The organism is Pseudomonas sp. GW822-FHT01E03, assembly GCF_058802985.1.
Genome location: NZ_JBXAOQ010000003.1, coordinates 103902 through 128197, shown reverse-complemented (window position 1 = coordinate 128197; position 24296 = coordinate 103902). Strand labels below are relative to the sequence as shown.

The 24296-nt window shown below is 60.5% G+C and carries 21 protein-coding genes; 15 read left to right on the top strand and 6 right to left on the bottom strand.

The features are described 5' to 3' along the window. Positions 1–97: 97 nt before the first annotated feature. Together AC1RP7_RS06675 and ompR are read right to left on the bottom strand one after the other, a co-directional pair. The gene (locus AC1RP7_RS06675) at positions 98–1411 is read right to left on the bottom strand and encodes an ATP-binding protein (RefSeq protein ID WP_057712466.1); all 1314 of its coding nucleotides are present in this window, start codon (positions 1409–1411) and stop codon (positions 98–100) included. A gap of 115 nt (positions 1412–1526) precedes the next feature. After that, positions 1527–2267: an osmolarity response regulator transcription factor OmpR gene (gene ompR / locus AC1RP7_RS06670; RefSeq protein ID WP_007983158.1), complete on the bottom strand. Its 741-nt coding sequence runs from the start codon at positions 2265–2267 to the stop codon at positions 1527–1529. Positions 2268–2628: 361 nt separating this feature from the next. On the opposite strand from ompR, the gene AC1RP7_RS06665 reads away from it, so the two are divergent. The 7 genes from AC1RP7_RS06665 (at position 2629) to tauD (ending at position 10971) form a co-directional block, all read left to right on the top strand. Then, complete coding sequence (locus AC1RP7_RS06665; protein ID WP_102670685.1) at positions 2629–4953, top strand: Tex family protein; 2325 nt, start codon at positions 2629–2631, stop codon at positions 4951–4953. Beyond that, complete coding sequence (locus tag AC1RP7_RS06660) at positions 4953–5336, top strand: PaaI family thioesterase (protein WP_489339558.1); 384 nt, start codon at positions 4953–4955, stop codon at positions 5334–5336. The genes AC1RP7_RS06665 and AC1RP7_RS06660 overlap by 1 nt, the downstream gene beginning before the upstream one ends. Before the next feature lie 234 nt (positions 5337–5570). Continuing rightward, entirely contained in the window at positions 5571–7154 is a 1584-nt protein-coding gene (gshA, locus tag AC1RP7_RS06655) for a glutamate--cysteine ligase (protein ID WP_218495342.1), read from the top strand. A gap of 211 nt (positions 7155–7365) precedes the next feature. Then, positions 7366–8343, top strand: coding sequence for a taurine ABC transporter substrate-binding protein (gene tauA, locus AC1RP7_RS06650; protein ID WP_349734782.1), 978 nt, complete (start codon positions 7366–7368; stop codon positions 8341–8343). 15 nt (positions 8344–8358) lie between these two features. Beyond that, complete coding sequence (gene tauB, locus AC1RP7_RS06645) at positions 8359–9153, top strand: taurine ABC transporter ATP-binding subunit (RefSeq protein WP_223502486.1); 795 nt, start codon at positions 8359–8361, stop codon at positions 9151–9153. Further along, a complete protein-coding gene (gene tauC / locus AC1RP7_RS06640) occupies positions 9150–9983 on the top strand; it encodes a taurine ABC transporter permease TauC (RefSeq protein WP_493181499.1) in 834 nt (277 codons plus the stop codon). Before tauB ends, tauC begins: the two co-directional genes overlap by 4 nt. A gap of 145 nt (positions 9984–10128) precedes the next feature. After that, the gene (gene tauD / locus AC1RP7_RS06635; RefSeq protein ID WP_493181498.1) at positions 10129–10971 is read left to right on the top strand and encodes a taurine dioxygenase; all 843 of its coding nucleotides are present in this window, start codon (positions 10129–10131) and stop codon (positions 10969–10971) included. 138 nt (positions 10972–11109) lie between these two features. On the opposite strand, the gene mgrA is transcribed toward tauD, so the two are convergent. Together mgrA and AC1RP7_RS06625 are read right to left on the bottom strand one after the other, a co-directional pair. Beyond that, positions 11110–12147, bottom strand: coding sequence for an L-glyceraldehyde 3-phosphate reductase (mgrA, locus tag AC1RP7_RS06630; RefSeq protein WP_493181497.1), 1038 nt, complete (start codon positions 12145–12147; stop codon positions 11110–11112). 133 nt (positions 12148–12280) lie between these two features. Next, complete coding sequence (locus tag AC1RP7_RS06625; protein ID WP_429522260.1) at positions 12281–13171, bottom strand: LysR family transcriptional regulator; 891 nt, start codon at positions 13169–13171, stop codon at positions 12281–12283. A 120-nt stretch (positions 13172–13291) separates the two neighbouring features. On the opposite strand from AC1RP7_RS06625, the gene AC1RP7_RS06620 reads away from it, so the two are divergent. Together AC1RP7_RS06620 and AC1RP7_RS06615 are read left to right on the top strand one after the other, a co-directional pair. Further along, on the top strand, positions 13292–14032 hold the full coding sequence (locus AC1RP7_RS06620; RefSeq protein WP_493181496.1) for an SDR family oxidoreductase: 741 nt from the start codon (positions 13292–13294) through the stop codon (positions 14030–14032). Between the two features lie 166 nt (positions 14033–14198). After that, positions 14199–14459: a hypothetical protein gene (locus AC1RP7_RS06615; RefSeq protein ID WP_090452496.1), complete on the top strand. Its 261-nt coding sequence runs from the start codon at positions 14199–14201 to the stop codon at positions 14457–14459. 9 nt (positions 14460–14468) lie between these two features. On the opposite strand, the gene betT is transcribed toward AC1RP7_RS06615, so the two are convergent. Beyond that, on the bottom strand, positions 14469–16424 hold the full coding sequence (gene betT / locus AC1RP7_RS06610; RefSeq protein WP_191626061.1) for a choline transporter BetT: 1956 nt from the start codon (positions 16422–16424) through the stop codon (positions 14469–14471). A 375-nt stretch (positions 16425–16799) separates the two neighbouring features. Further along, entirely contained in the window at positions 16800–17726 is a 927-nt protein-coding gene (gene epsC, locus AC1RP7_RS06605) for a serine O-acetyltransferase EpsC (RefSeq protein ID WP_090452493.1), read from the bottom strand. Positions 17727–17916: 190 nt separating this feature from the next. On the opposite strand from epsC, the gene AC1RP7_RS06600 reads away from it, so the two are divergent. The 6 genes from AC1RP7_RS06600 to AC1RP7_RS06575 all read left to right on the top strand — a co-directional run bounded on the left by AC1RP7_RS06600 (position 17917) and on the right by AC1RP7_RS06575 (position 24284). Next, a complete protein-coding gene (locus tag AC1RP7_RS06600; protein ID WP_493181495.1) occupies positions 17917–18909 on the top strand; it encodes a D-cysteine desulfhydrase in 993 nt (330 codons plus the stop codon). Between the two features lie 302 nt (positions 18910–19211). Then, positions 19212–20012: a cystine ABC transporter substrate-binding protein gene (gene tcyJ, locus AC1RP7_RS06595; protein ID WP_090452489.1), complete on the top strand. Its 801-nt coding sequence runs from the start codon at positions 19212–19214 to the stop codon at positions 20010–20012. Further along, positions 20012–20677 carry a cystine ABC transporter permease gene (tcyL, locus tag AC1RP7_RS06590; protein WP_007983131.1) on the top strand — a complete coding sequence of 222 codons (666 nt, stop codon included), beginning with the start codon at positions 20012–20014 and terminating at the stop codon, positions 20675–20677. Before tcyJ ends, tcyL begins: the two co-directional genes overlap by 1 nt. A 4-nt stretch (positions 20678–20681) precedes the next feature. Beyond that, positions 20682–21437 carry an L-cystine ABC transporter ATP-binding protein TcyN gene (gene tcyN / locus AC1RP7_RS06585; RefSeq protein WP_108216113.1) on the top strand — a complete coding sequence of 252 codons (756 nt, stop codon included), beginning with the start codon at positions 20682–20684 and terminating at the stop codon, positions 21435–21437. Between the two features lie 480 nt (positions 21438–21917). After that, complete coding sequence (locus tag AC1RP7_RS06580) at positions 21918–22682, top strand: hypothetical protein (RefSeq protein WP_493181494.1); 765 nt, start codon at positions 21918–21920, stop codon at positions 22680–22682. A 369-nt stretch (positions 22683–23051) separates the two neighbouring features. Beyond that, a complete protein-coding gene (locus tag AC1RP7_RS06575; protein WP_057712483.1) occupies positions 23052–24284 on the top strand; it encodes an SfnB family sulfur acquisition oxidoreductase in 1233 nt (410 codons plus the stop codon). The last annotated feature ends 12 nt before the right edge of the window (positions 24285–24296 follow it).

Genomic DNA, 24296 nt, shown 5'->3' with positions numbered 1-24296 from the left:
CGCGAGCAAGCTCGCTCCCACAGGGTTTTAGCCAAAATCACTGTGGGAGCGGGCTTGCCCGCGAAGGGGCCGTCAGCCCCACTGAAAAAATCAGGCCTTAAACGGCATCCCGCGGCAGCAGCAACCCCAACGGCAACCGCACCCGAGCTTCCAGCCCACCGCCCGAGCGGTTACGCAGCTCAACGTTGCCGCCATGCATCGAGGCAATCCGCTTCACGATCGCCAATCCCAACCCGGTGCCCTTGCCACCCCGGGCACGGTCACCGCGGGTGAACGGGTTGAAAATCGCCTCCAGCTCCGAAGGATCGATCCCGGCACCACGGTCCATGACACTCAGCACTACATACGGTGCGCTGGTATCCCCGGACACATACGCCGCCACCTCCACACCGCTGCCGGCATGATGCAGCGCGTTGCCGATCAGGTTGTTCAACAGTCGCTTCATCGATACCCGACGCAGCGGAAACGGCTGGATAGGCTCCAGGCGCAGCCGCACTTTTTCTTCGCTCTGGTTATACGGCGCGGCAACTTCACGGACCAGGTCGCTCAGGTCAACCTCTTCCACCGACTCGTCGCGCCCGTCACGAATGAACGCCAGGAACTGATCGAGAATCGCATCCATGTCTTCGATGTCACGCACCATGTCGTCGGTCAGGTCCGTGTGATCGCCCATCAGCTCCAGGGACAGACGCAATCGCGTCAACGGCGTGCGCAAATCATGGGAAACCCCGGCCAGCATCAGTTCACGCTCGCGACCGGCCTGTTCGACGTCTTCAGCCATCTGGTTGAAGGCGCGGTAAACCTCGGTCATCTCGCTCGGCGTATCGCTGATTGGCAGGCGCACACTGCGGCCCTGGCCAAGTTGCCGCGCGGCATACACCAGACGCTTCAAAGGTTGATTGAGCTGGCTGACGAAGATCCAGGCCGAAGCGGTAGACAGCAGGCCAATAGCGAGGAACCAGCCCAGCACGTTCCAGATTTTCTGGCCGCGCAACGGATGGGGATAAAGCGGTACTTTCAGCCAGCCATCACCCAGACTTGGCGCCCGGACCCACAGCGCCGGTGGTGAATGCATGCGCAGCCGGACTTCAGTGTCGGCACCCAACTCCGCCTGCATCTGCCGCTGGTAGATTTCGCTGTAAGGCCAGTGCTGTTCGCCTTCTGGCACGCCGGCACCCACCACCCGGATCAAGGTCGCGGCCTCGGCGATCTTGCCGCGGTTTTCTTCATCGGCAGCCCAATAGGCACGCAGCGTCAGGGCGACACCGTGGCTGTACTGGCGGTCCACCAGCACGTCTTCGTTCATCAGCAGATAAACCAGGGTCAGCGCCTTGGAGAAGAGTACGACGATGAGCACCAGCCAAAGGGTGCGGGAGAAGAAGCTCTGGGGAAACCAAACGGGGGTTTTCATGGATAACCGTTAAACACTTGCAGGAGCGAGCGATGCTCGCATATTGCGGATCGCGAGTCTGCGGACAGGATCGATTGATCCGTTGTCCGCGTGACCCGCTCCTACAAATCGCCAATCACTTGGTGGCGGTACCATCCGGTACAAACACGTAACCCACGCCCCAGACAGTCTGGATGTATCGCGGTTTGGACGGATCGGGCTCGATCATCCGGCGCAGACGGGAAATCTGCACATCGATGGAACGCTCCAGGGCATCCCACTCGCGACCACGGGCCAGGTTCATCAATTTGTCGCGGGTCAGCGGTTGACGCGCGTTCATCACCAGGGCCTTGAGTACAGCGAACTCACCGGTGGTGAGCATGTGCACTTCTTCGCCGCGCTTGAGCTCGCGGGTAGCCAGGGACAATTCATAGTCACCGAAGGTCACGCTTTCGTCTTCGCTGCCTGGCGCGCCCGGCACCGGAGCCGACTGGCGACGCAGGACCGCTTTGACGCGAGCCATCAGCTCATCGGGGTTGAACGGCTTGGCCAGGTAATCGTCGGCACCCAGCTCCAGGCCCTTGATGCGGCTCAGCTCATCGCCCTTGGCGGTCAGCATGATGATCGGAATCTGGTTGTTCGCGCCGCGCAGACGGCGGCAGGCGGTCAAGCCGTCTTCACCGGGCAGCATCAGGTCGAGTACGACCAGGTTGAACACTTCGCGCGCCAGCAGGCGATCCATTTGCTCAGTGTTCGGTACGGCGCGGGCGCGGTAGCCCTTGCTGACGAAAAAACGCTCCAGCAGGCTGCTGAGCCCAGGATCGTCGTCAACAATAAGAATTTTTTCGCCTTCAGCAGTTTGTGCAGTGCTGCTCATTGGATGCTCCTTTGATCTCGGCGCGCATTATGGCGTAGCTGCCGTTATACGCACCGTGTGCATTGTTAGCAGATTTTTCCTTTAGTGCCAGAAAACCGGCCATTTCACCTGCAACCCGCGATGTCCCCGAATGCCGGAACGCTGGTTATAATGCGCGGCCTTTTGTGTCAGGCAACATCAGACAGGTACTACAGACGGACACCATTTTTTTTCATGGCGTCGGCAGTAATTGTTCGATTTCACGGGTCAACGGGATACCTTTTGATCCAGGTAGCGGCGCAGGCCAGGCCGCTCAACCAGACTCGCCCAGGCCCTATCTCTGCGCCTGCGAGCCTGCTTTCACAATTTGTCAGGTGGTTTTATGGACAGCATCAACAGCCGCATCGCCGAGGAACTCGGTGTACGCCCACAACAGGTCGAAGCGGCCGTCGCGCTACTCGATGAAGGCTCTACCGTTCCCTTCATCGCCCGTTACCGGAAAGAAGTGACCGGCAGCCTCGACGATACACAATTGCGTCATCTGGAAGAGCGCCTGCGCTACCTGCGAGAACTCGACGAACGGCGTATCAGCATCCTCGCCAGCATCCAGGAGCAGGGCAAGCTGACCCCGCAACTTGAACGCGACATCAAGCTCGCCGACACCAAGACCCGTCTCGAAGACTTGTACCTGCCGTACAAGCAGAAGCGCCGCACCAAGGGCCAGATCGCCCTGGAAGCAGGCCTGGGCGAGCTGGCCGACGGCCTGTTCAACGACCCGTCCCTGAGCCCGGAAACCGAAGCCGCACGCTTCATCGACGCGGAAAAAGGCGTGGCCGATGTGAAGGCTGCCCTCGAAGGCGCCAAGTACATCCTGATGGAACGCTTCGCCGAAGACGCCGGCCTGCTGGACAAGCTGCGCAGCTACCTCAAGCAGGAAGCCACTCTCAGTGCCCGCGTGATTGCCGGCAAGGAAGAGGAAGGCGCCAAGTTCCGCGATTACTTCGAACACGACGAACCGCTCAAAAGCATGCCGTCGCACCGCGCGCTGGCGATTTTCCGTGGCCGTAACGAAGGCATCCTCAGCTCCGCGCTGAAAGTCGGCGACGAACTGCCGGGCACCATGCACCCGTGCGAAGGCATGATCGGCCAGCAATTCGGCATCCAGAACCAGAACCGCGCCGCCGACAAATGGCTGGGCGAAGTGGTGCGCTGGACCTGGAAGGTCAAGCTCTACACCCACCTGGAGACTGACCTGTTGGGTGAACTGCGCGATGGCGCGGAAACCGAAGCGATCAACGTATTCGCCCACAACCTGCACGACCTGCTGCTGTCGGCCCCGGCCGGCCCGCGCGCCACTTTGGGTCTCGACCCGGGCCTGCGCACCGGTTGCAAGGTCGCCGTGGTCGACTCGACCGGCAAGCTGCTGGATCACGCCACGGTTTACCCGCACGTGCCGCACAACAAGTGGGACCAGACCCTCGCCGTGCTCGCCGCCCTGTGCGCCAAGCACTCGGTGGACCTGATCGCCATCGGCAACGGTACCGCCAGCCGCGAAACCGACAAGCTGGCCGCTGAACTGATCAAAAAATACCCAGCCATGAAAATGACCAAGGTCATGGTTTCCGAGGCTGGCGCATCGGTTTACTCCGCCTCGGAACTGGCTTCCAAGGAATTCCCGGACCTGGACGTGTCGATCCGTGGCGCCGTGTCGATTGCCCGTCGCCTGCAAGACCCGTTGGCCGAGCTGGTGAAGATCGATCCGAAATCCATCGGTGTCGGCCAGTACCAGCACGACGTGTCACAGCTGAAACTGGCCCGTGGCCTGGATGCGGTGGTCGAGGACTGCGTGAACGCCGTCGGCGTCGACGTGAACACGGCTTCCGTGGCACTGCTGGCACGGATCTCCGGCCTCAACGCGACCCTGGCGCAGAACATCGTCAGCCACCGCGATGAGCACGGCGCATTCAAGACTCGCGCAGCCTTGAAGAAAGTCGCGCGCCTGGGTGAAAAAACCTTCGAACAGGCCGCCGGATTCCTGCGCGTCATGAACGGCGAAAACCCGTTGGACTCGTCGGCGGTTCACCCGGAAGCCTATCCGCTGGTTCAGCGCATCGCCGCCGAAACCGACCGTGACATTCGCTCGCTGATTGGCGATGCCGCGTTCCTCAAGCGTCTCGATCCGAAGAAGTACACCGATGAAACCTTCGGTTTGCCGACCGTGACCGACATCCTCCAGGAACTGGAAAAACCCGGTCGCGACCCGCGCCCCGAGTTCAAGACCGCCGAGTTCCAGGAAGGCGTCGAAGACCTCAAGGACCTGCAGCTGGGCATGATCCTCGAAGGCGTGGTGACCAACGTGACCAACTTCGGTGCTTTCGTCGATATCGGTGTGCATCAGGACGGTTTGGTGCACATCTCCGCGCTTTCGGAGAAGTTCATCAAGGATCCTCGCGAAGCGGTGAAGGCTGGTGACGTGGTGAAAGTGAAGGTCATGGAAGTCGACATCCCGCGTAAACGCGTAGGCCTGTCGATGCGCATGAGCGACACTCCGGGCGAGAAAATCGACGGTGCCCGCGGCGCACGTCCGGGTTCGGCGCCACGCCAATCCCAGAACACCGCACCGCGCAAGGAAACCACGGCAGCGGCCCCGAGCAACAACGCCATGGCTTCGCTGTTCGCCAATGCCAAGCAGCTGAAGAAACGTTGATGGACATTCCCGCCGGGCTGACCGAAAGCGCGTTTTTCAAGCTACTGGGCTGCCGCTTGCACAGCCTGGAAACCGGGGTGGCGCAAGTCGCACTGGGGCTGGAACCGGAGCTGCGCAATCGCGGCGGCAAGCTGCACGGCGGGGCCTTGTTCAGCCTGGTGGACATTGCCATGGGGCTGGCCTGTTCCAGCACCCACGGCTTTGACCAGCAGAGCGCGACCATCGAGTGCAAGATCAACTACATTCGCGCCGTCTCTGACGGCGAGGTGATGTGCACGGCACGGGTGATTCATCCGGGCCGCCGCACGTTGGTGGTCGAGGCTGATGTGACGCAGGGCGACAAACTGGTCGCAAAAGCACAAGGCACGTTCGCTGTCCTGTAGCTAGTCGTCATCAAATTGAGTTAATTTCAGCGCAATACATCCTGTAGGAGCGAGCTTGCTCGCGATGGACGTTAACGATGACGCGTGTTCTCTGAATGAACGCGCCGCCCTCAGGCTCTTCGCGAGCAAGCTCGCTCCTACAAAACCAGGCGAAAACGCCAGTTTTAACTTCACCCTTGTAGACCGTCTTGCCCACCCCCATATTGGGGCGACTGACGCGTGAAGGAATCCAACTTGAGCGAACTTCTCAACCGCCGCCTGGCCCTGCTCGGCGAGCGCGCTAACCTCTCTCTGCTCGAACAGTGCCTTCACGGCATCGAACGTGAATGCCTGCGCGTGACCGATGAAGGTCGCCTGGCGCAAACGCCGCACCCGGAAGAATTGGGTTCCGCGCTGACCAATGAACAGATCACCACCGACTATTCGGAGTCGCTGCTGGAGTTCATCACCCCGGCCCTGCCCGATCCTGCCGATACGCTGGCGAGCCTGGACAGCATTCACCGCTTTGCCTACAGCAAGCTCGGCAACGAGTATCTGTGGAGCCCATCGATGCCGTGCCCGTTGCCGGCCGAGGAAGATATCCCGATCGCCTATTACGGCACGTCCAATATCGGGCAGCTCAAGTACGTCTACCGCAAGGGTCTGGCCCTGCGTTACGGCAAGACCATGCAATGCATTGCCGGCATCCACTACAACTTTTCCCTGCCGGAAAAACTCTGGCCGTTGCTCAAGCAGGCCGAAGGCTTTGTCGGCACCGACCGCGACTTCCAGTCATCGTCCTATATCGCGCTGATCCGTAACTTCCGCCGCTACAGCTGGCTGCTGATGTACCTGTTCGGCGCCTCGCCGGCACTGGACGCCGGGTTCCTGCGTGGTCGTTCGCACCAATTGGAACAACTGGACCCGCAGACCTTGTACCTGCCGTACGCCACCAGCCTGCGCATGAGCGACCTGGGTTACCAGAGCAACGCCCAGGCCGGCCTGACGCCGTGCTACAACGATCTGAACAGCTACACCGACAGCCTGCGCAAAGCGGTGGCTACGCCGTATGCGCCGTACGTCGAAGTCGGCACCCACCAGGATGGCGAGTGGGTGCAGCTCAACACCAACATCCTGCAGATCGAAAACGAGTACTACTCCAACATCCGCCCCAAACGCGTGACCTACACCGGCGAGCGCCCTATCCAGGCACTGATGGCCCGTGGCATCCAGTACGTCGAAGTACGCTGCCTGGACATCAACCCGTTCCTGCCGATGGGCATCGACCTGACCGAGTCACGCTTCCTCGATGCGTTCCTGCTGTACTGCGCGCTCAATGACAGCCCGCTGCTCACCAGCACCAGTTGCGGCAACGCGACTTCGAACTTCCTCAGCGTGGTCAAGGAAGGTCGTCGTCCGGGCCTGCAACTGCAACGGGATGGCCAGTCGGTTGACCTGAAGGAATGGGCCGGCGAGCTGCTGGAAAAAATCGCCCCTCTGGCGGCGATGCTCGACCAGAGCCATGGCAGCGATGCCCACAGCAAGGCGCTGGACGCCCAGATGGCCAAGGTCCAGGACCCGTCCCTGACACCGTCGGCCCAGGTATTGGCAGCGATGGCCGAACACAAGGAAAGCTTTGCCCAGTTCTCCCTGCGCCAGAGCCAGGCCCATGCCGAGTTCTTCCGCAGCGAGCCGTTGCCGGCTGAGGAACAGGCGCAGTTTGAAGAGCGGGCGCGTTCGTCGCTGGCTCAGCAGGCTGAGCTGGAGCAGAACGAAGTCGGTGATTTCGATGTGTTTGTCGGAGCCTACCAGGCGAGCATTCTGGCGATCAGCAACTGAAGGTCCTGCGGACCTTATCGCGAGCAAGCTCGCTCCCACAGGGTTCAATGGTCCACTGTGGGAGCGAGCTTGCTCGCGATGACCGCGTAGCGGTCGCTCCTCAAGTTGTCCTCTCATAAGCTAATTCGAAAAAGTTATTTATTTTCTAATTCTTAGATCATTTAGTCTCTTTCTCACGCCGACACTCGGTCGCCTGACAAGGAGCTTTCTGATGAAACTGACTTTCCCTCTACGCTTGCTGGCGGCCGCGTCCTTGGCTACCGCGAGTTTTTTTGCCCAGGCGGCCGACTTCACCGTCGCCTATCAGACCACCGTTGACCCGGCGAAAGTCGCCCAGGCTGACGGCGCCTACGAAAAGGCCACCAAGGCCGATATCAGCTGGCGAAAATTCGACAACGGTGCCGATATCATCGCCGCCATCGCCTCTGGTGACGTGCAGATCGGCTACCTCGGTTCCAGCCCCCTGACCGCCGCCATCACTCGCAAAGTCCCGGTAGAAACCTTCCTCATCGCCACCCAGATCGGCGCCGCCGAAGCCTTGGTCGCCCGCGACGGTTCCGGGATCAAGACCCCGCAAGACCTGATCGGCAAGAAAATCGCCGTGCCGTTTGTATCCACCGGCCACTACAGCCTGCTCGCCGCGCTGAAGCACTGGAACATCGACCCGTCGAAAGTCACCGTTCTCAACCTGGCTCCACCCGCGATCATTGCCGCCTGGAAACGCGGTGACATCGACGCCACGTACGTTTGGGATCCGGCCCTCGGTGTCGCCAAGGAAAACGGCAAAGTGCTAATCACCTCCGGCGAGCTGGCCAAGTTCGGCGCACCGACTTTCGATGCCTGGATCGTGCGCAAGGATTTCGCCGAGAAGCACCCGGAGATCGTCACCGCGTTCGCCAAAGTGACTCTGGACGCCTACGCCGATTACCGCAAAGACCCGCACGCCTGGCTCGCCAATCAGGGCAACGTCGACAAGCTGGTAAAACTGTCTGGTGCCAAGGCCAGTGACATTCCATTGCTGCTGCAAGGCAACGTCTACCCGCTGGCGGCTGACCAGGTGCTCACCCTCGGCGCGCCGACCACCAAAGCCATCACCGACACCGCTGCGTTCCTCAAGGAACAAGGCAAGGTCGAGGCCGTGCTGCCGGACTACGCGCCGTACGTCAGCGCCAAGTTCATCACCAACTGATCGGGAGTCAACGCGATGGCCTTGCTACAGCTGGAGCGCATCAGCGCACAGTACCCCGGCAACCCGGAACCGGTGTTGGCGGATGTCTCCCTGAGCCTGGGGCCCCGGCAATTGCTGGTCGCCCTCGGCCCGTCCGGCAGTGGCAAGACTTCGCTGTTGAACCTGATTGCCGGTTTCGTCGAACCCAGCGCCGGGCGCATCACCCTCGACGGCGTGCCCGTCAAAGGCCCGAGTGCCGAGCGCGGCGTGGTGTTCCAGGACGACGCGCTGCTGCCATGGCAAGACGTGCTGGCCAACGTCGGGTTCGGCCTGGAGCTGGCCGGTATCGCCCGGGAAAAACGCGAAGCTCGCGCCAGGGAAATGCTCGCCCTGGTCGATCTGTCCGGTTTTGAACAGCGCCGCATCTGGCAGCTTTCGGGCGGCCAGAAGCAGCGTGTCGGCCTGGCTCGCGCCCTCGCCGCCGACCCGCGCGTGTTGCTGATGGACGAACCTTTCGGCGCCCTCGACGCCTTTACCCGCGAGCAGATGCAGGAACTGTTGCTGCAAGTCTGGCAACGCACCGCCAAGCCGGTGTTCCTGATCACCCACGACATCGAAGAAGCCGTGTTCCTCGCCACCGACCTGATTTTGTTGGCGCCCAACCCGGGGCAAATCGTCGAACGCCTGAGCCTCGATTTCGGTCAGCGTTATGCCGCCGGTGAGTCGGCCCGCTCGATCAAGTCCGACCCGCGTTTTATCGAAACCCGCGAACACGTACTCGCCAAAGTGTTCTCCCAACGCAGCGCCGCCCAGCGGCAGGAGCGCGCATGAGCAGTTACGAAATTCCCGTCGCGGCGATAACGCCAGGCTCAGCCGTCATTCCGGCAAGTCGCCGTTTGAGCACTCGCTGGATCAGTGTGCTGACGCTGGTCGTTCTCGTTGCTATTTGGTGGGCCGTGACGGCGACCGGCGTGATCGAGCCGCTGTTCCTGCCACCACCTTCCGCCGTGCTGCAAAAAGGCTGGCTACTGGCGACCTCGGGTTATATGGATTCAACCCTGTGGCAGCACCTGGGCGCGAGTCTGAGCCGCATCGGCCTGGGCCTCGGCGTTGCGATTCTCACCGCCGTGCCGGTGGGAATCGCCATCGGCGCCAACCGTATCGCCCGTGGTGTGCTCGACCCGCTGATCGAGTTCTACCGGCCGATTCCTCCGTTGGCTTATTTGCCACTGATCGTGATCTGGTGCGGCATCGGTGAATTGTCGAAAGTGCTGCTGATCTACCTGGCAATCTTCGCCCCGATTGCCATTGCCACCGCCACCGGTGTGCGCACGGTCGACCCGGCCAAACTGCGTGCCGCGCAGTCGCTCGGCGCAACGCGCGTGCAGTTGATTCGCCACGTCATTTTGCCGAGTGCCTTGCCGGATATCCTGACCGGTGTACGTATCGGTCTCGGCGTAGGTTGGTCGACGCTGGTCGCCGCCGAACTGATCGCCGCCACCAGCGGACTGGGCTTCATGGTGCAATCGGCCGCGCAGTTTTTGGTCACCGATGTGGTGGTACTGGGGATTCTGGTGATCGCACTGATCGCCTTCGCAATGGAGCTTGGCCTGCGTGCCCTGCAACGCAAACTGGTGCCGTGGCATGGTCAGGTTCACTGAATGATTACCCTGTAAGAAACCCTGTGGGAGCGAGCTTGCTCGCGATTGCAGAGTGTCAGACACCACTGTTGTGACTGACATATCGCTATCGCGAGCAAGCTCGCTCCCACAGTAATCAACACCCCCGAATTTCAAGAGAATCACCATGAGTGACTTGACCATCGTCCCCCTAAGCTCCGCCCTCGGCGCACAGATCAGCGGCATCGACATCAGCCAGCCGCTGAACCTGGAACAGCGCGATGCCATCGAACAGGACCTGCTCAAGCATCAGGTGCTGTTCTTCCGCGACCAGCCGATCACGCCACAGCAACAGGCGCGATTCGCCGCGAATTTCGGCGACCTGCACATTCACCCGATCTACCCCAATGTGCCGGAACAACCGGAAGTGCTGATCCTCGACACCGCCGTCACCGACGTGCGCGACAACGCGATCTGGCACACCGACGTGACCTTCCTGCCGACCCCGGCCATGGGCGCGGTGCTCAGTGCCAAGCTGCTGCCGGAGTTTGGTGGCGACACGTTATGGGCCAGCGGGATTGCCGCCTATGAAGCCCTGTCGACGCCGCTGAAAACCTTGCTCGAAGGTCTGACCGCCACCCATGACTTCACCCGTTCGTTTCCGCTGGAGCGCTATGGCAACACGCCCCAGGCACTGGCCCAGTGGGAAGAAGCACGGCGCAAGAATCCGCCGCTGTCGCACCCGGTGATCCGCACGCACCCGGTAAGCGGGCGCCGCTCGCTGTTCGTCAACGAAGGTTTCACTTCGAAGATCAACGAGCTGTCGGAAACCGAAAGCGAGGCGATTCTGAAGTTCCTGTTCGCCCATTCAACGCGGCCGGAATTCACCATTCGCTGGCGCTGGCAGAAAGACGACATCGCATTCTGGGATAACCGCGTGACCCAGCATTACGCAGTGGATGACTACCGGCCGGCGCGGCGGGTGATGCAGCGGGCGACGGTGTTGGGGGATGTGCCTTTCTTTCGGTGAACAGCCAGTTTTTGTACTGACCTTGATGGCCCCATCGCGAGCAAGCTCGCTCCCACAGGTTCGGCGGTGTTCACAGGCTTTGTGTACGACACGGGGAGCGAGCTTGCTCGCGATGGGGACGGAACTGACGCCGACAAGTTACTCCGCCGTCGAAGGCTTCTCCCAAAGATTGATCCCGCCCTCCTGGGCAAACCGGTCAATCTCCGCCAGTTCCTCTGCACTAAAGCTCAGGTTCTTCAACGCCCCGACGTTCTCGATGATCTGCTCCGGCCGGCTTGCGCCAATCAAGGCCGAAGTGACCCGAGGATCGCGCAGGGTCCAGGCCAGCGCCAGTTGCGCCAGGCTCTGGCCACGACGCCTGGCGATTTCGTTGAGTGCCCGCACCTGGGCGATGTTGGCCTCGGACAAGTGCGATGCCTGCAACGAACCACCGCCCGGACGATTGACCCGTGCATCCGTCGGCACGCCGTTGAGGTATTTATCGGTCAGCAATCCCTGCGCCAGCGGCGTGAAGGCAATCACGCCCGTGCCGAGTTCGTCGGTGGTATCCAGCAGGTCTTTTTCAACCCAGCGATTGAGCAGGTTGTAGGCCGGTTGGTGAATCAGCAGCGGCACTTTCCACTCTTTGAGCAACGCCGCCATTTCGCGGGTTTTCACCCCGGAATAGGACGAAATGCCGATGTACAGCGCCTTGCCCTGCTGCACCGCAGTGGCCAGTGCGCTGGCGGTTTCTTCCAGCGGGGTGTCCGGATCGAAGCGGTGGGAATAAAAGATGTCGACGTACTCCACACCCAGGCGTTGCAGGCTCTGGTCGAGGCTGGCCAGCACGTACTTGCGCGAACCGCCGCCCTGACCGTAAGGGCCGGGCCACATGTCCCAACCGGCCTTGCTGGAAATGATCAGCTCGTCGCGGTACTGCTTGAAGTCTTCGCGCAGTAAACGGCCGAAGTTGATCTCGGCGCTGCCATACGGCGGGCCGTAGTTGTTGGCCAGGTCGAAATGGTTGATGCCCAGATCGAATGCCGTGCGCAACAACGCGCGCTGGGTATCGATCGGCGTGCTGTCGCCGAAGTTGTGCCACAGGCCCAACGACAGCGCCGGCAGCACCAGGCCGCTGCGGCCCACGCGGCGGTAAGGGATAGAGTCGTAGCGGTTTTCGGCAGCGGTGTAAGTCATCGAATCCTCTCTTGTCTGTCTTGAATCTGGTATCGACTGCTTTGCCAGTCGCCCAGCATACGCCCGGACAGACGCCAGAAAACCCCGGATTCGACTAATGGCTGAAACGTTTCACATGCTCCCCATTTACCAGCTACCGGGCCTGCGCAAACACCTCTCCCAACCAATCCACAAATACCCGAACCCGTGGCGACATGTGTCGATTGTGTGGATAAAGCACTGACACCGGCATTGGCGGCGGCGGTGTCTCGGTGAGGATTTCCTTCACCAGCCCCTGGGCGATCTGCGTTTCCATCCGGTAATGCGGACACTGGATCAAGCCCAGTCCGGCGATGGCCGAGGCTGCGTAGATTTCGGCGCCGAACACCGAAACGGCGCCATCGATGGTCACTTCCCTGAGTTCGCCATCCACCATGAATTCGAACGGGAACAACTTGGCGGTGGTGCGTGAGACGTAGTTCACCGCGCGGTGGTTCTTCAGGTCGTCGAGGCTTTTTGGCTCGCCGTTTTTACGCAGATAGGCAGGGCTGGCGCAGGTGATCTGGCGTAGGTTGGCGACACGTTTTCCGATCAGCGCGGAGTCGCTCAAAGTGCCGGCGCGCAGCACGCAGTCGACGCCTTCGGCGATCAAGTCGACAAAGCGGTCAGCCTCGCTGATGGACAGCTCGATGTCGGGATAACGCGCCATGAATTGCGGCAAAGCCGGGATCACGAAGTGCTTGGCCAATGTCCCGTGCAAGTCCACCCGCAACCGCCCCTTCGGAGCCACACCGCGAAACGCCAATTCCGCTTCTTCCAGCTCTGCCAGCAGTTGCACGCAACGCAGGTAGTACGCCTCGCCATCCAGCGTCGGACGCACTTTACGCGTGCTGCGCTCCAACAAACGCGTACCCAGCCAGGCCTCGAACTGATTCAAGGTGTGGGTCAGCGTCGCGCGTGGCAGGTTCAGGTCATCGGCAGCCTGCGTGAAGCTGCTGCGCTCGTAGATCCGCACAAAAACCCTCATCGCTTTGACTTGGTCCACAGCTCACTCCAGGCACTCGATTGTTGGCGATTATTGAACAGTCAAGGCAACTCTCGTGCATTTATCGTCCTGAGTAAACATGTGAAATTGGCTTCACACCCCATCAACAGGAACACCAACATGGCTCATCAAACTCCGAAAGTTGCCATCGTGACCGGCGCCTCCCGCGGCATTGGCGCGGTCATCGCCAAACAACTGGCCAGCGAAGGTTTCGCCGTTGCCATCAACTACGCCAGCAGCGCCACCGAAGCCTCGAAACGGGTGGTGGAGCTGCGTCAGGCCGGTTACCAGGCCCTGGCGATCAAGGCCGATGTAGCCAACGCCGACGACGTACGCCGGATGTTCGACGAGGTTGAAACCCAGTTCGGCAAGGTCGATGTGTTGGTGAACAACGCCGGCATCCTCAAAGTGCTGCCGCTGGCGCAACACAGCGACGAACTGTTCGAGCAGAACTTCAACATCCACGCTCGCGGTACCTTCAATACCCTGCGTGAAGCGGCGACCCGCCTGAACAGCGGTGGCCGGATCATCAACTTCTCCAGCAGCACCGTCGGCATGAACCTGCCGGGCTACGCGGTGTACATCGCCAGCAAAGCGGCAGTGGAATCTCTGACCCAGGTATTCGCCAAGGAAATGCGCGGGCGCAACATCACCGTCAACGCGGTGGCTCCCGGGCCGGTGGCGACCGAGCTGTTTTTGCACGGCAAGAGTGAGGAGCAGATTCAGAGTTTTGCGAAGATGGCGCCGCTGGAGCGTCTGGGGCAGCCGGAGGACATTTCCCGTGTCGTGTCGTTTCTGGCGGGGCCGGATTCGGGTTGGGTCAATGGGCAGATTTTGCGGGTGAATGGCGGGTTGGTTTAACTGAGTTCACACTGAGACCGCAGCGCCCCCAATCGCGAGCAAGCTCGCTCCCACAGGGGATCTCCTTTGAGCACAAATTTTGTGAGCAACCAAGATCAATGTGGGAGCGAGCTTGCTCGCGATGGCTGCCTCCAAAGCAATGCACATCTGAAGGGCGGGACAGTTCATGCACACCACCATCATCATCACCTTCGGCCTGATTCTCCTGGCGCTGATGCTCTACATCGGCGAGAAAGTCGGCTTCACCCGCCAGACCCTGGCCTACAGTTTTATCCTGCTGTGGCTGGCACTGACGCTAATCAATGGCGCAGTCGGCATAGTGCATGCCGGCCAGCCATTGAGCAGCGAACTGGTGGTCGGTAGCGCCGTGTTCGGGGTCCCGGTGGCGGCGCTGGTGTTGTTCATGGTGTTGACCTCCGAAACGTGAAGGCCTTGATCAACGCACCAGATGCAGGAACTGCATGTGCCGTTCGTACTGGTCGAGGATGTCGTTGATGATCTGTTCCTTGGAGTAGCCCACCAGATCGTAATCCTGACTGCCCTCGCTCAAATGCACTTCGGCCCGGTAGTAGCGGCGATTGTTGAGTTGCTTGGAACCCATGCCGCCACGGGCAAACGATGGCGTGAAATAGCCGCGCATCTGCACCTGATAAACGAACGGATGCTGGTCGCCATGGCCGATTTCCAGGCTGACGCTGTCATTGGCCGGGTCCGGGTGTGTCGCTACGTGCAAACCCTTTTCGGTGAACACGGCAGACACTTCTTCAATCGCCGGACGCACCGTCGTATCGAGGAAACGGTAGACCTCATCCCGCGACGGGAAATGCACCGCCTGACTCAGGCGCTGGCGCCAACCGCCCCGCCGTGAACCGGACACCGGTGCCAAGGAATGCATCTGCGCAATCTGCTTCTGCGATTCCAGATAAAACGCCTTGTGCAGCCCCCACATCATCAACAGCAAGATCAGCGAGAACGGCAACGAGGTCAGGACCACCGCCGACTTCAACGCATCGATACTGCCGGAAAACAGTAGCGCGCTGGTCACCAATGCGGTCATCGCGCCCCAGAAAACCCGCAGCCATTTCGGCCCGTCTTCATCAGGATTGCCGCCCTTGGCGGACAGCGTCGACAGCACCACGGTGCCGGAGTCGGCGGAGGTGACGAAAAACACGAAGCTGATGAACACCGTGACCGCAATGACGGTTTTGCTCCACGGGTAGGTTTCCAGCAACAGGTAGAGCGTCATCGACGGATTGTCGATGGCCGACATGCCGAGCGCGCTCATGCCGTGGTTGAGCACTTGATCGATGGCGCTGTTGCCGAAGATCGACATCCACGCCAGGGTGAAGCCGAGCGGAATCAACAGCACGCCGAAGACGAACTCGCGGATGGTGCGACCACGGGAAATCCGAGCGATGAACAGGCCCACGAACGGTGACCATGCTATCCACCAGGCCCAGTAGAACACTGTCCAGCCGCCCAGCCAGTCGCTGGGTTTGTCGTAGGCGTAGAGGTCGAAACTCTTCATCGGCAAGGCGCCGAGGTAATCGCCAAGGTTCTGGATCAGGGTGTTGAGCAGGTGCTGCGTGGGGCCGGCGAACAGCACGAACAGCAGCAGCGCACAGGCCAGCAGCATGTTGATGTCGGACATGACCCGCACACCCTTGTCGACGCCGGATACGGCAACGATGATCGCAGCGCCCATCATCAAGGTGATCAGGCCGACCTGAACCCATTGGGTGTGGGCAATGCCGAACAGGTAGTCCAGGCCCGAGTTGAGGTGCAACACACCGAAGCCCATATCGGCACCGAGGCCGAACACCGTGGCGATGATGCCGAAGCCATCCACCGCGTAGCCGATGGGGCCATTGATGCGCTTGCCGATCAGCGGATACAGCGCCGAGCGCAGGGCCAGTGGCAGGTTATGCCGGTAGGCAAAGTAGGCCAGCGCCATGCCGACAAAGGCGAACACGCCCCAGCCATGCAGGCCCCAGTGCAGAAACAGAATCTGCATCGCCTGGCGCGCAGCATCTGCCGTACCGGCCTCGCCCTGGGGCGGTTGCAGCATGTGGGTCAGCGGCTCGGACACACAGAAGAAAAACAGGGTGATGCTGATCCCGGCGGCGAACAGCATGCCGGCCCAGGACAAATAACTGAATTCGGGTTCGTCGTGGTCGGCACCGAGCTTGATCTTGCCGTAGCCGGACAAGGCGGTGACCACCACGAAGACCAGATACAGGGTCATCGCCAGCAGGTAATACCAGCCAACCGTGTTGGCCGCCCAGTTTTGCGCCGCCAGCAACCAGGCACCGGCCTGCTCGGGCATGGCGATGACAACGACACCAAACAACAGAATGAAGCTTGCCGAGAACCAGAACACCGGCGGATTCATGCGGATCAGGCCGCTTGGAGGGATGGACGATGCACTCATGTTCGGTGCACCTCGAAGGGGTAAAACGTGGCTGTAGAAATCGGACTCAGCAAAGGCAAGCCTCCTGTTGTGAGCGGGCAGCGAACCGCCGGTTTAACTTGAATGAACGTTCAAGTTAAACATGGATAGGGGGCTAAGGACTAATCGCAGGGCTCGGCGGTACTGGTATTACGCTAGCTCAAGGGAGGGTTCGGCGCAGGATCAGATCAGGGCCACTGGTTCGATTCGGCTTGAAATCCAATCGCGAGCACGCTCGCTCCCACAGTTGACCGCGTCCCCCTGTGGGAGCGAGCTTGCTCGCGATGAGGCCTGAGAAATCAGTGGAGATTTAGAGGCCTACTTCTGCGCCCCATCATCATGCTGCAGATTTGCCTGGGTCAGGTTGCTGCCCGCCGGCACGCTGCGGGTCAGCCAGACGTTGCCGCCGATGGTCGAACCCTGGCCGATGGTGATCCGCCCCAGAATCGTCGCCCCGGCATAAATCACCACGTCATCCTCGACTATCGGGTGTCGTGGCTGGCCTTTCTGCAACTGACCGTCTTCGTCCGCCGGGAAGCGCTTGGCGCCCAAAGTCACCGCCTGATAGATCCGCACGCGCTCGCCGATGATCGCGGTTTCGCCAATCACCACACCCGTCCCGTGGTCGATGAAGAAACTGCGGCCGATCTGCGCTCCAGGGTGAATGTCGATGCCGGTGGCCGAGTGAGCGATTTCCGCGCTGATCCGCGCCAGCAGCGGCAACCCGGCGCGATACAAATGGTGGGCCAGACGATGGTGAATCACCGCCAGAATCCCCGGGTAGCACAACAGCACTTCATCGACACTGCGCGCCGCCGGGTCACCGTGATAGGCAGCCAATACGTCAGTGTCCAACAGGCTGCGCAACCCTGGCAACGCGAGGGCGAAGTCCTGAATGATCTGGATGGTTTTGGCTTCGACTTCAGTCTCGGCCTGGGCACTGTGGCGCGCGGCGTAGCGCAATTCGAGCCGCGCTTGGGCCAACAGCGCATTCAGCGCCACATCGAGGGTGTGGCCGACGTAGAAATCTTCGCTCTCTTCGCGCAGGTCAACCGGCCCCAGGCGCATCGGGAACAACGCACCGCACAGCGCTTCGAGAATCTCCGCCATGGCTGCGCGGGACGGCAATTCGCGACCGCCCTGCTCGCCGCTGGCCCGGCCGTTTTGTGCACGCCACTGTTCACGCGCCGTGCGCAGCTGGCTGACGATGGTCTGCAATTGCCAATGGCTGGAACGCTCACTCACGGTAAAAACTCCTCACGGGCGGCCGGACTGTCTGGCCGCACTGACGGCGATTACTTTACGGCAAGGGTCGCGAGGCAAATTAAGAACCAATAGTGCTGTGCTCAGTTCGATTGGCTATAAGCGATTGGCGGTTGCCCCAGCTTTTGGGCGTGCCTATAGTCCTGAGATCTTCAACCGCCAGTACGGACTCATGATCAAACAACAGCTCGCCCGCTTTAACCGCCTCGACCTGCTCGGTCAGCCCACCGCCCTGGAAAAACTCGAACGCCAGTCGACCTGGCTGGGCCGCGACCTGTACGTCAAGCGCGATGACCTGACGCCGTTGGCGATGGGCGGCAACAAGCTGCGCAAACTCGAATACCTGGCCGCCGATGCCTTGGCCCAGGGTGCCGACACCTTGATCACCGCGGGGGCTCTGCAGTCGAACCACGTGCGCCAGACAGCTGCCATTGCCGCAAAGTTGGGTCTGGGCTGCGTAGCCCTTCTGGAAAATCCTCTCGGTACTGACGACAGCAATTACACCGGCAACGGCAACCGCCTGCTGCTCGACCTGTTCGATGCCAAAGTCGAACTGGTGGAAAACCTCGACAACGCCGACGAGCAACTGCAAGCCCTGGCCAACCGACTGTGCAGCAACGGCAAGAAGCCGTACCTGGTGCCGATCGGTGGTTCCAATGCCTTGGGCGCCCTGGGTTACGTACGCGCCGGGCTGGAACTGGCCGAGCAGATCAAAGACACCGGCCTGAAGTTCGCCGCCGTGGTCCTGGCCTCGGGCAGCGCCGGTACCCACAGCGGCCTGGCACTGGCCTTGAGTGAAGCGCTGCCGGATCTGCCAGTGATTGGCGTGACGGTTTCGCGCAGCGATGCAGATCAGCGACCAAAGGTTCAAGGTCTGGCCGAACGCACCGCCGAGTTGCTGGGCGTCAGCCTGCCGGAGGCTTTCAAGGTCGAGTTGTGGGATGAGTATTTCGCTCCGCGTTATGGCGAGCCGAATGCCGGCACACTGGCAGCGGTGAAGCTGCTGGCGAGTCAGGAAGGCTTGCTGCTGGACCCGGTCTACACTGGCAAGGCCATGGCGGGCTTGCTGGACGGTATCGGCCGTCAGCGTTTCAACGAGGGGCCGATTATCTTCCTGCACACCGGCGGGGCACCGGCGCTGTTTGCCTACAAGGATTTCCTGTAGGAGCGAGCTTGCTCGCGATGGTCGTCAACGATAACGCTGGCAACCTGACACCCCGCGGTGCCCTGTCGTCCATCGCGAGCAAGCTCGCTCCTACAGTAAAAACGCAAGCCATTCCAAAATGGAATAACCAGAAGATTAATTATTATTTTCCAATCTAAAAACGCCATCATATAGTCATGCTACAGGCGAATTTCCCGAGAGACGCATACGCTGCTTTAAGGCAGGATAGCGCTGTCGCTTAATTCCCGATTTCGCCAAATTTTCGCAAAAGCGTCTTCCATAAGAAAACACAGGGGCTTGTCATGAATTTTTCCGCACTACGTCGCAATCTGCTGGTGGGTTCGCTGGGCCTGGCACTGAGCGCCGGCCTGATTGGCCAGGCGGTTGCCGGTGAGCAACTGCAACAAATCAAGGACAAAGGCGTGATCAACGTCGGCCTGGAAGGCACCTACCCACCGTTCAGTTTCGTCGACGCCGATGGCAAACTGGCCGGCTTCGAAGTCGAGTTCTCCGAAGCCCTGGCCAAAGAGCTGGGCGTGAAGGTCAAGCTGCAACCGACCAAATGGGACGGCATCCTCGCGGCCCTGGAATCCAAGCGTCTGGACGCAGTGATCAACCAGGTGACCATCTCCGAAGAGCGCAAGAAGAAGTATGACTTCTCCGAGCCGTACACCGTTTCCGGTATTCAGGCGCTGGTGCTGACGAAGAAGGCCGCCGAGCTGAACATCAAGTCCGCCGCTGACCTGTCTGGCAAGAAAGTCGGCGTAGGCCTGGGCACCAACTACGAGCAGTGGGTGAAAGAAAATGTGCCTAAGGCTGACGTCCGCACCTACGAAGATGATCCGACCAAGTTCCAGGATCTGCGTGTCGGCCGCATCGACGCCATTCTGATCGACCGCCTGGCCGCGCTGGAATACGCCAAGAAAGCCAAGGACACCACCGCCGCCGGTGATGCGTTCTCCCGTCAGGAAGCCGGTATTGCCCTGCGCAAAGGCGAGCCTGAGCTGCTGGCAGCTGTGAACAAAGCCATCGACAAGCTGCGCGCCGACGGTACGCTGAAAAAGCTTTCGGAAAAATACTTCAGCGCTGACGTCACTCAATAATGGAAGAAGCTTTTCAACTCGCACTGGACTCCGCGCCCTTTCTGCTCAAGGGCGCGTATTACACGGTCATCCTCAGCCTGGGCGGGATGTTCTTCGGCCTGGTGATGGGGTTCGGTCTGGCGCTGATGCGCCTGTCGCGCTTCAAACTGGTGAGCTGGATCGCCCGCATCTACGTGTCGTTCTTTCGCGGCACGCCGTTGCTGGTGCAACTGTTCGTGATCTATTACGGCTTGCCGCAATTGGGTCTGGAACTGGATCCGCTGCCAGCGGCCCTGATCGGCTTCTCGCTGAACATGGCCGCCTACGCCTGTGAAATCCTGCGTGCCGCGATCAGCTCCATCGAGCGCGGCCAGTGGGAAGCGGCTGCCAGTATCGGCATGACCCGCGCGCAGACTCTGCGCCGGGCCATCCTGCCGCAGGCGATGCGCACCGCATTGCCGCCACTGGGCAACAGCTTCATTTCGCTGGTCAAGGACACCGCGCTGGCCGCTACCATCCAGGTGCCGGAACTGTTCCGTCAGGCGCAGCTGATCACCGCCCGCACCTTCGAAATCTTCACCATGTATCTTGCCGCCGCACTGATCTACTGGGTCCTGGCCACGGTGCTGTCGCACCTGCAGAACCAGCTGGAAGCGCGGGTCAATCGGCACGACCAGGAGTCCTGACCCGATGATTGTCGTGGAAAAACTGACAAAGCAGTTCAAGGGTCAAGTCGTGCTCAACGGCATCGATCTTGAGGTCAAGGAAGGCGAGGTGGTCGCGATCATCGGCCCTAGCGGTTCGGGCAAGACCACCTTCCTGCGCTGCCTGAATTTTCTGGAAGAACCCACCAGCGGCCGGATCAAGGTCGGCGATATCGAGGTCGATACCAGCCGTCCCCTGAACCAGCAGCAGAGCCTGGTGCGGCGTTTGCGCCAGCACGTAGGTTTCGTGTTCCAGAACTTCAACCTGTTCCCCCATCGCACCGCCCTGGAAAACGTCATCGAAGGCCCGATCGTGGTCAAGAAGACCCCACATGCCGACGCCGTTGCCCTGGGTAAGAAGCTCTTGGCCAAGGTCGGCCTGGCGGGCAAGGAGGACGCTTACCCGCGTCGCCTCTCCGGTGGCCAGCAACAGCGCGTGGCGATTGCCCGGGCGCTGGCGATGGAGCCGGAAGTGATCCTGTTCGATGAGCCGACCTCGGCCCTCGACCCGGAGCTGGTGGGCGAGGTATTGGCGACCATCCGCGGCCTGGCCGAAGAGAAGCGCACCATGGTGATCGTTACCCACGAAATGGGCTTTGCCCGGGACGTGGCCAACCGTGTGGTGTTTTTCGACAAGGGTGTGATCGTCGAGCAAGGCGAAGCGAAGGCATTGTTTGCCAACCCGAAAGAGGAGCGGACAAAACAGTTTCTCAGCAAGTTCCTGAATAACGCCCACAACTAACAACCCTGCTCAACAATGGTCATCTTCCATGGACGGAAGTGACACCCCCGAAAAAACACCTCATCAATACCAAACTAAACCCATCTATTCCATATACATATTTTGTACGCGCGCGAGGTACATATATATGCATCGCAACAATTAACCCCCCTATCTCCACCATGTTCCTTTCGCAGCACCTGGCCAACAACGCCCGCCGAGCCGCCCGACTTCAGCCACTTTCAGCGGACAAATTCGACGCAGCGGCATGGTTTACTTACTTTGCGCCGTAGGAACTTTCTGAATAACATCACGCATCACCCACAACTAATAAATCTTATTGACACTTGCTCCCCCTGACTCTTATCTAGTCTCCGACCAACATCACTCTTCACGCCAAACTCATTATTTCAATTAAAAATAATGAATGGTTTTGCTGTTCGATATTTAGTTTTTGAATTCCCAGAAACGGACTTCGCTGCAAGACTTCAAGGAGACTTCATGAAAAGCACCTCGAACAAATCCGCGCTTGTGGCCCCGACCTTGGCGCAATCCAACAAGACCGGCATCAACGTCACTTGCGCGGCGCACCTGCTGATCGATGTGGCGCCCTACCCCGCCATGGACGAAGGTGACCTGATCGAACTGTTCTGGGACAACTGCTACGTGGCCTCCCGCGTGCTGACGGCCAGCGCTGTCGGCCAACCGGTGCAGCTGCGGGTGCCTGAAAGTTTTGTCGCCAACGGGACCTCGCGCATTCACTACCGGGTCATGCAGGTGGGTCGAGACCCGGTGATTTCGGCCAGCCGAAACGTGCAGATCAAACTCGACTGCCCAGGCGGCCAACCCTCCGCACTGTGCGGCGATGAAAACCAGTGCCTGGCACCGGTGAGCATTCCCGAGGCGATTCGCCGTCAAGGGGTCAATCCGAGCCAGGTCAAGCGCGGTGTTCCCTTGACCATCGAGCCGTATCTGAACATGGCCGTCGACGACGAAATCACCCTGCGCTGGGGCGATGTGCGCATGGATTTGCCACGGCTCAAGGCCGCCGATGTGGGTCAGCCGATTCAGGTCTGGATACCGCCGGCCATCATCCTCGAAGCCGGCGAAGACCTGCGGTTGGAAGTGACGTACTGCATTCTCGACCGGGTTGGAAACAACTCCCGCTGGGCGCCGGCCCGTACGCTGAAAATCGGTTGCGCCAATCCTTATCTGAAAGTCCCCCCGAAAAAAGTGCTCAAGGCCGCCGAATCCCGCAAGCAATGAATACCGCTTCTGTGGCGAGGGGGCTTGCCCCCGTTGGGGTGCGCAGCGCCCCCCATTTCTGCCACCGCGTTGCGTCATATGAACCACGTTTACAGAACTTACGACTGCTGCGCAGTCGAACGGGGGCAAGCCCCCTCGCCACAGGGATTGCGCTCTCCCTCGAGAACACCCTTCTATACATATTCCTAAAAGTTAGTTCATAAAATATTTATACACGTTTAGGGTATATACACCGGACCACCGGACATCCTTGTTTTCATGCGCCGCCACAAGCGGCGCTTCCATAAGATGTGAGGTAGGTATGGTCCGGAACACAATCACCCCAGTGCAGATCGCCAGGGCATTGCGTGCAGCCAAGGAGCGGCACTGATGTCCAGTCTGGCAGATGCAATCGTCCAGAGTGACCTGGACATCGCCCCGCTGTTGTTGCCCGCACAAATCTTGCGCAACGACGCTCAAGCCATCAAGGCGGCCCACGAACTGGCGCAAGTCGCCCGCCAGCAAGCAGCCAAACGAGACCAGCAGCGCAAGCTCCCATGGTCGGAAATCGAGCAGTTCACCCGCAGCGGCCTGGGCAGTATTTCCATCCCCCGCGAGTACGGTGGCCCGCAGGTTTCGTTCGTCACCCTGGCCGAGGTCTTCGCGATCATTTCCGCCGCCGACCCGGCGCTTGGGCAGATCCCGCAAAACCAGTTCGGCATTCTTAACCTGGTGCTCGGCAGCGCCACCGAAGCGCAGAAACAACAACTGTTCAAAAGCGTCCTGGAAGGCTGGCGCATCGGCAATGCCGGGCCGGAACGCGGCACCAAAAACACCCTGGAACTGAAGGCGCGCATCACCGCTGACGGCGTCCTCAATGGCCAGAAGTTCTATTCCACCGGCGCACTGTTCGCTCATTGGGTCGCGGTCAAAGCGCTGAACGACGATGGCAAGCAGGTGCTGGCGTTCATCCGTCGTGGCACACCGGGATTGCGCATTGTCGATGACTGGTCCGGTTTTGGTCAGCGCACCACCGCCAGCGGCACGATTTTGCTCAACAACGTGCAGGCCGATCCCGAACTGGTGGTGGATAACTGGCGGATCAACGACACGCCGAACATCCAGGGTGCCGTCTCGCAGCTGATTCAAGCGGCCATCGACGCTGGCATCGCCCGAGGCGCCATCGACGACGCCATCGACTTCGTGAAAACCCGCGCCCGGCCATGGATCGACGCCAAGGTCGAGCGGGCCAGTGATGACCTGTACGTGATCGCCGATATCGGCAGGTTGAAAATCGAACTGCACGCCGCCGAAGCACTGCTGCGCAAGGCCGGGCAAGTGCTCGATGACGTCAGCGCCGCACCACTCACCGCCGAGTCCGCCGCCCGCGCCTCGATTGCCGTGGCCGAAGCCAAAGTGCTGACCACCGAGATTTCGTTGCTGGCCAGCGAAAAGCTGCTCGAACTGGCCGGCAGCCGCGCGACCCTCGCCGAATTCAACCTCGACCGTCACTGGCGCAACGCCCGGGTGCACACCCTGCACGACCCGGTGCGCTGGAAGTATCACGCGGTCGGCGCCTATCGCCTCAACGGCACGCTGCCTAATCGCCATTCCTGGATCTGACGACCAGACATC

Bases quoted from the DNA above. Each gene is read 5' to 3' on its own strand.
- AC1RP7_RS06575 (WP_057712483.1), top strand. From the start codon at position 23,052: ATGTCCAGTCTGGCAGATGCAATCGTCCAGAGTGACCTGGACATCGCC.
- tauA (WP_349734782.1), top strand. From the start codon at position 7,366: ATGAAACTGACTTTCCCTCTACGCTTGCTGGCGGCCGCGTCCTTGGCT.
- tauD (WP_493181498.1), top strand. From the start codon at position 10,129: ATGAGTGACTTGACCATCGTCCCCCTAAGCTCCGCCCTCGGCGCACAG.
- AC1RP7_RS06675 (WP_057712466.1), bottom strand. From the start codon at position 1,411: ATGAAAACCCCCGTTTGGTTTCCCCAGAGCTTCTTCTCCCGCACCCTT.
- AC1RP7_RS06580 (WP_493181494.1), top strand. From the start codon at position 21,918: ATGAAAAGCACCTCGAACAAATCCGCGCTTGTGGCCCCGACCTTGGCG.
- tcyJ (WP_090452489.1), top strand. From the start codon at position 19,212: ATGAATTTTTCCGCACTACGTCGCAATCTGCTGGTGGGTTCGCTGGGC.
- mgrA (WP_493181497.1), bottom strand. From the start codon at position 12,147: ATGACTTACACCGCTGCCGAAAACCGCTACGACTCTATCCCTTACCGC.
- tauB (WP_223502486.1), top strand. From the start codon at position 8,359: ATGGCCTTGCTACAGCTGGAGCGCATCAGCGCACAGTACCCCGGCAAC.
- ompR (WP_007983158.1), bottom strand. From the start codon at position 2,267: ATGAGCAGCACTGCACAAACTGCTGAAGGCGAAAAAATTCTTATTGTT.
- tcyN (WP_108216113.1), top strand. From the start codon at position 20,682: ATGATTGTCGTGGAAAAACTGACAAAGCAGTTCAAGGGTCAAGTCGTG.
- AC1RP7_RS06665 (WP_102670685.1), top strand. From the start codon at position 2,629: ATGGACAGCATCAACAGCCGCATCGCCGAGGAACTCGGTGTACGCCCA.
- tauC (WP_493181499.1), top strand. From the start codon at position 9,150: ATGAGCAGTTACGAAATTCCCGTCGCGGCGATAACGCCAGGCTCAGCC.
- AC1RP7_RS06600 (WP_493181495.1), top strand. From the start codon at position 17,917: ATGATCAAACAACAGCTCGCCCGCTTTAACCGCCTCGACCTGCTCGGT.
- tcyL (WP_007983131.1), top strand. From the start codon at position 20,012: ATGGAAGAAGCTTTTCAACTCGCACTGGACTCCGCGCCCTTTCTGCTC.
- betT (WP_191626061.1), bottom strand. From the start codon at position 16,424: ATGAATCCGCCGGTGTTCTGGTTCTCGGCAAGCTTCATTCTGTTGTTT.
- AC1RP7_RS06660 (WP_489339558.1), top strand. From the start codon at position 4,953: ATGGACATTCCCGCCGGGCTGACCGAAAGCGCGTTTTTCAAGCTACTG.
- AC1RP7_RS06620 (WP_493181496.1), top strand. From the start codon at position 13,292: ATGGCTCATCAAACTCCGAAAGTTGCCATCGTGACCGGCGCCTCCCGC.
- AC1RP7_RS06615 (WP_090452496.1), top strand. From the start codon at position 14,199: ATGCACACCACCATCATCATCACCTTCGGCCTGATTCTCCTGGCGCTG.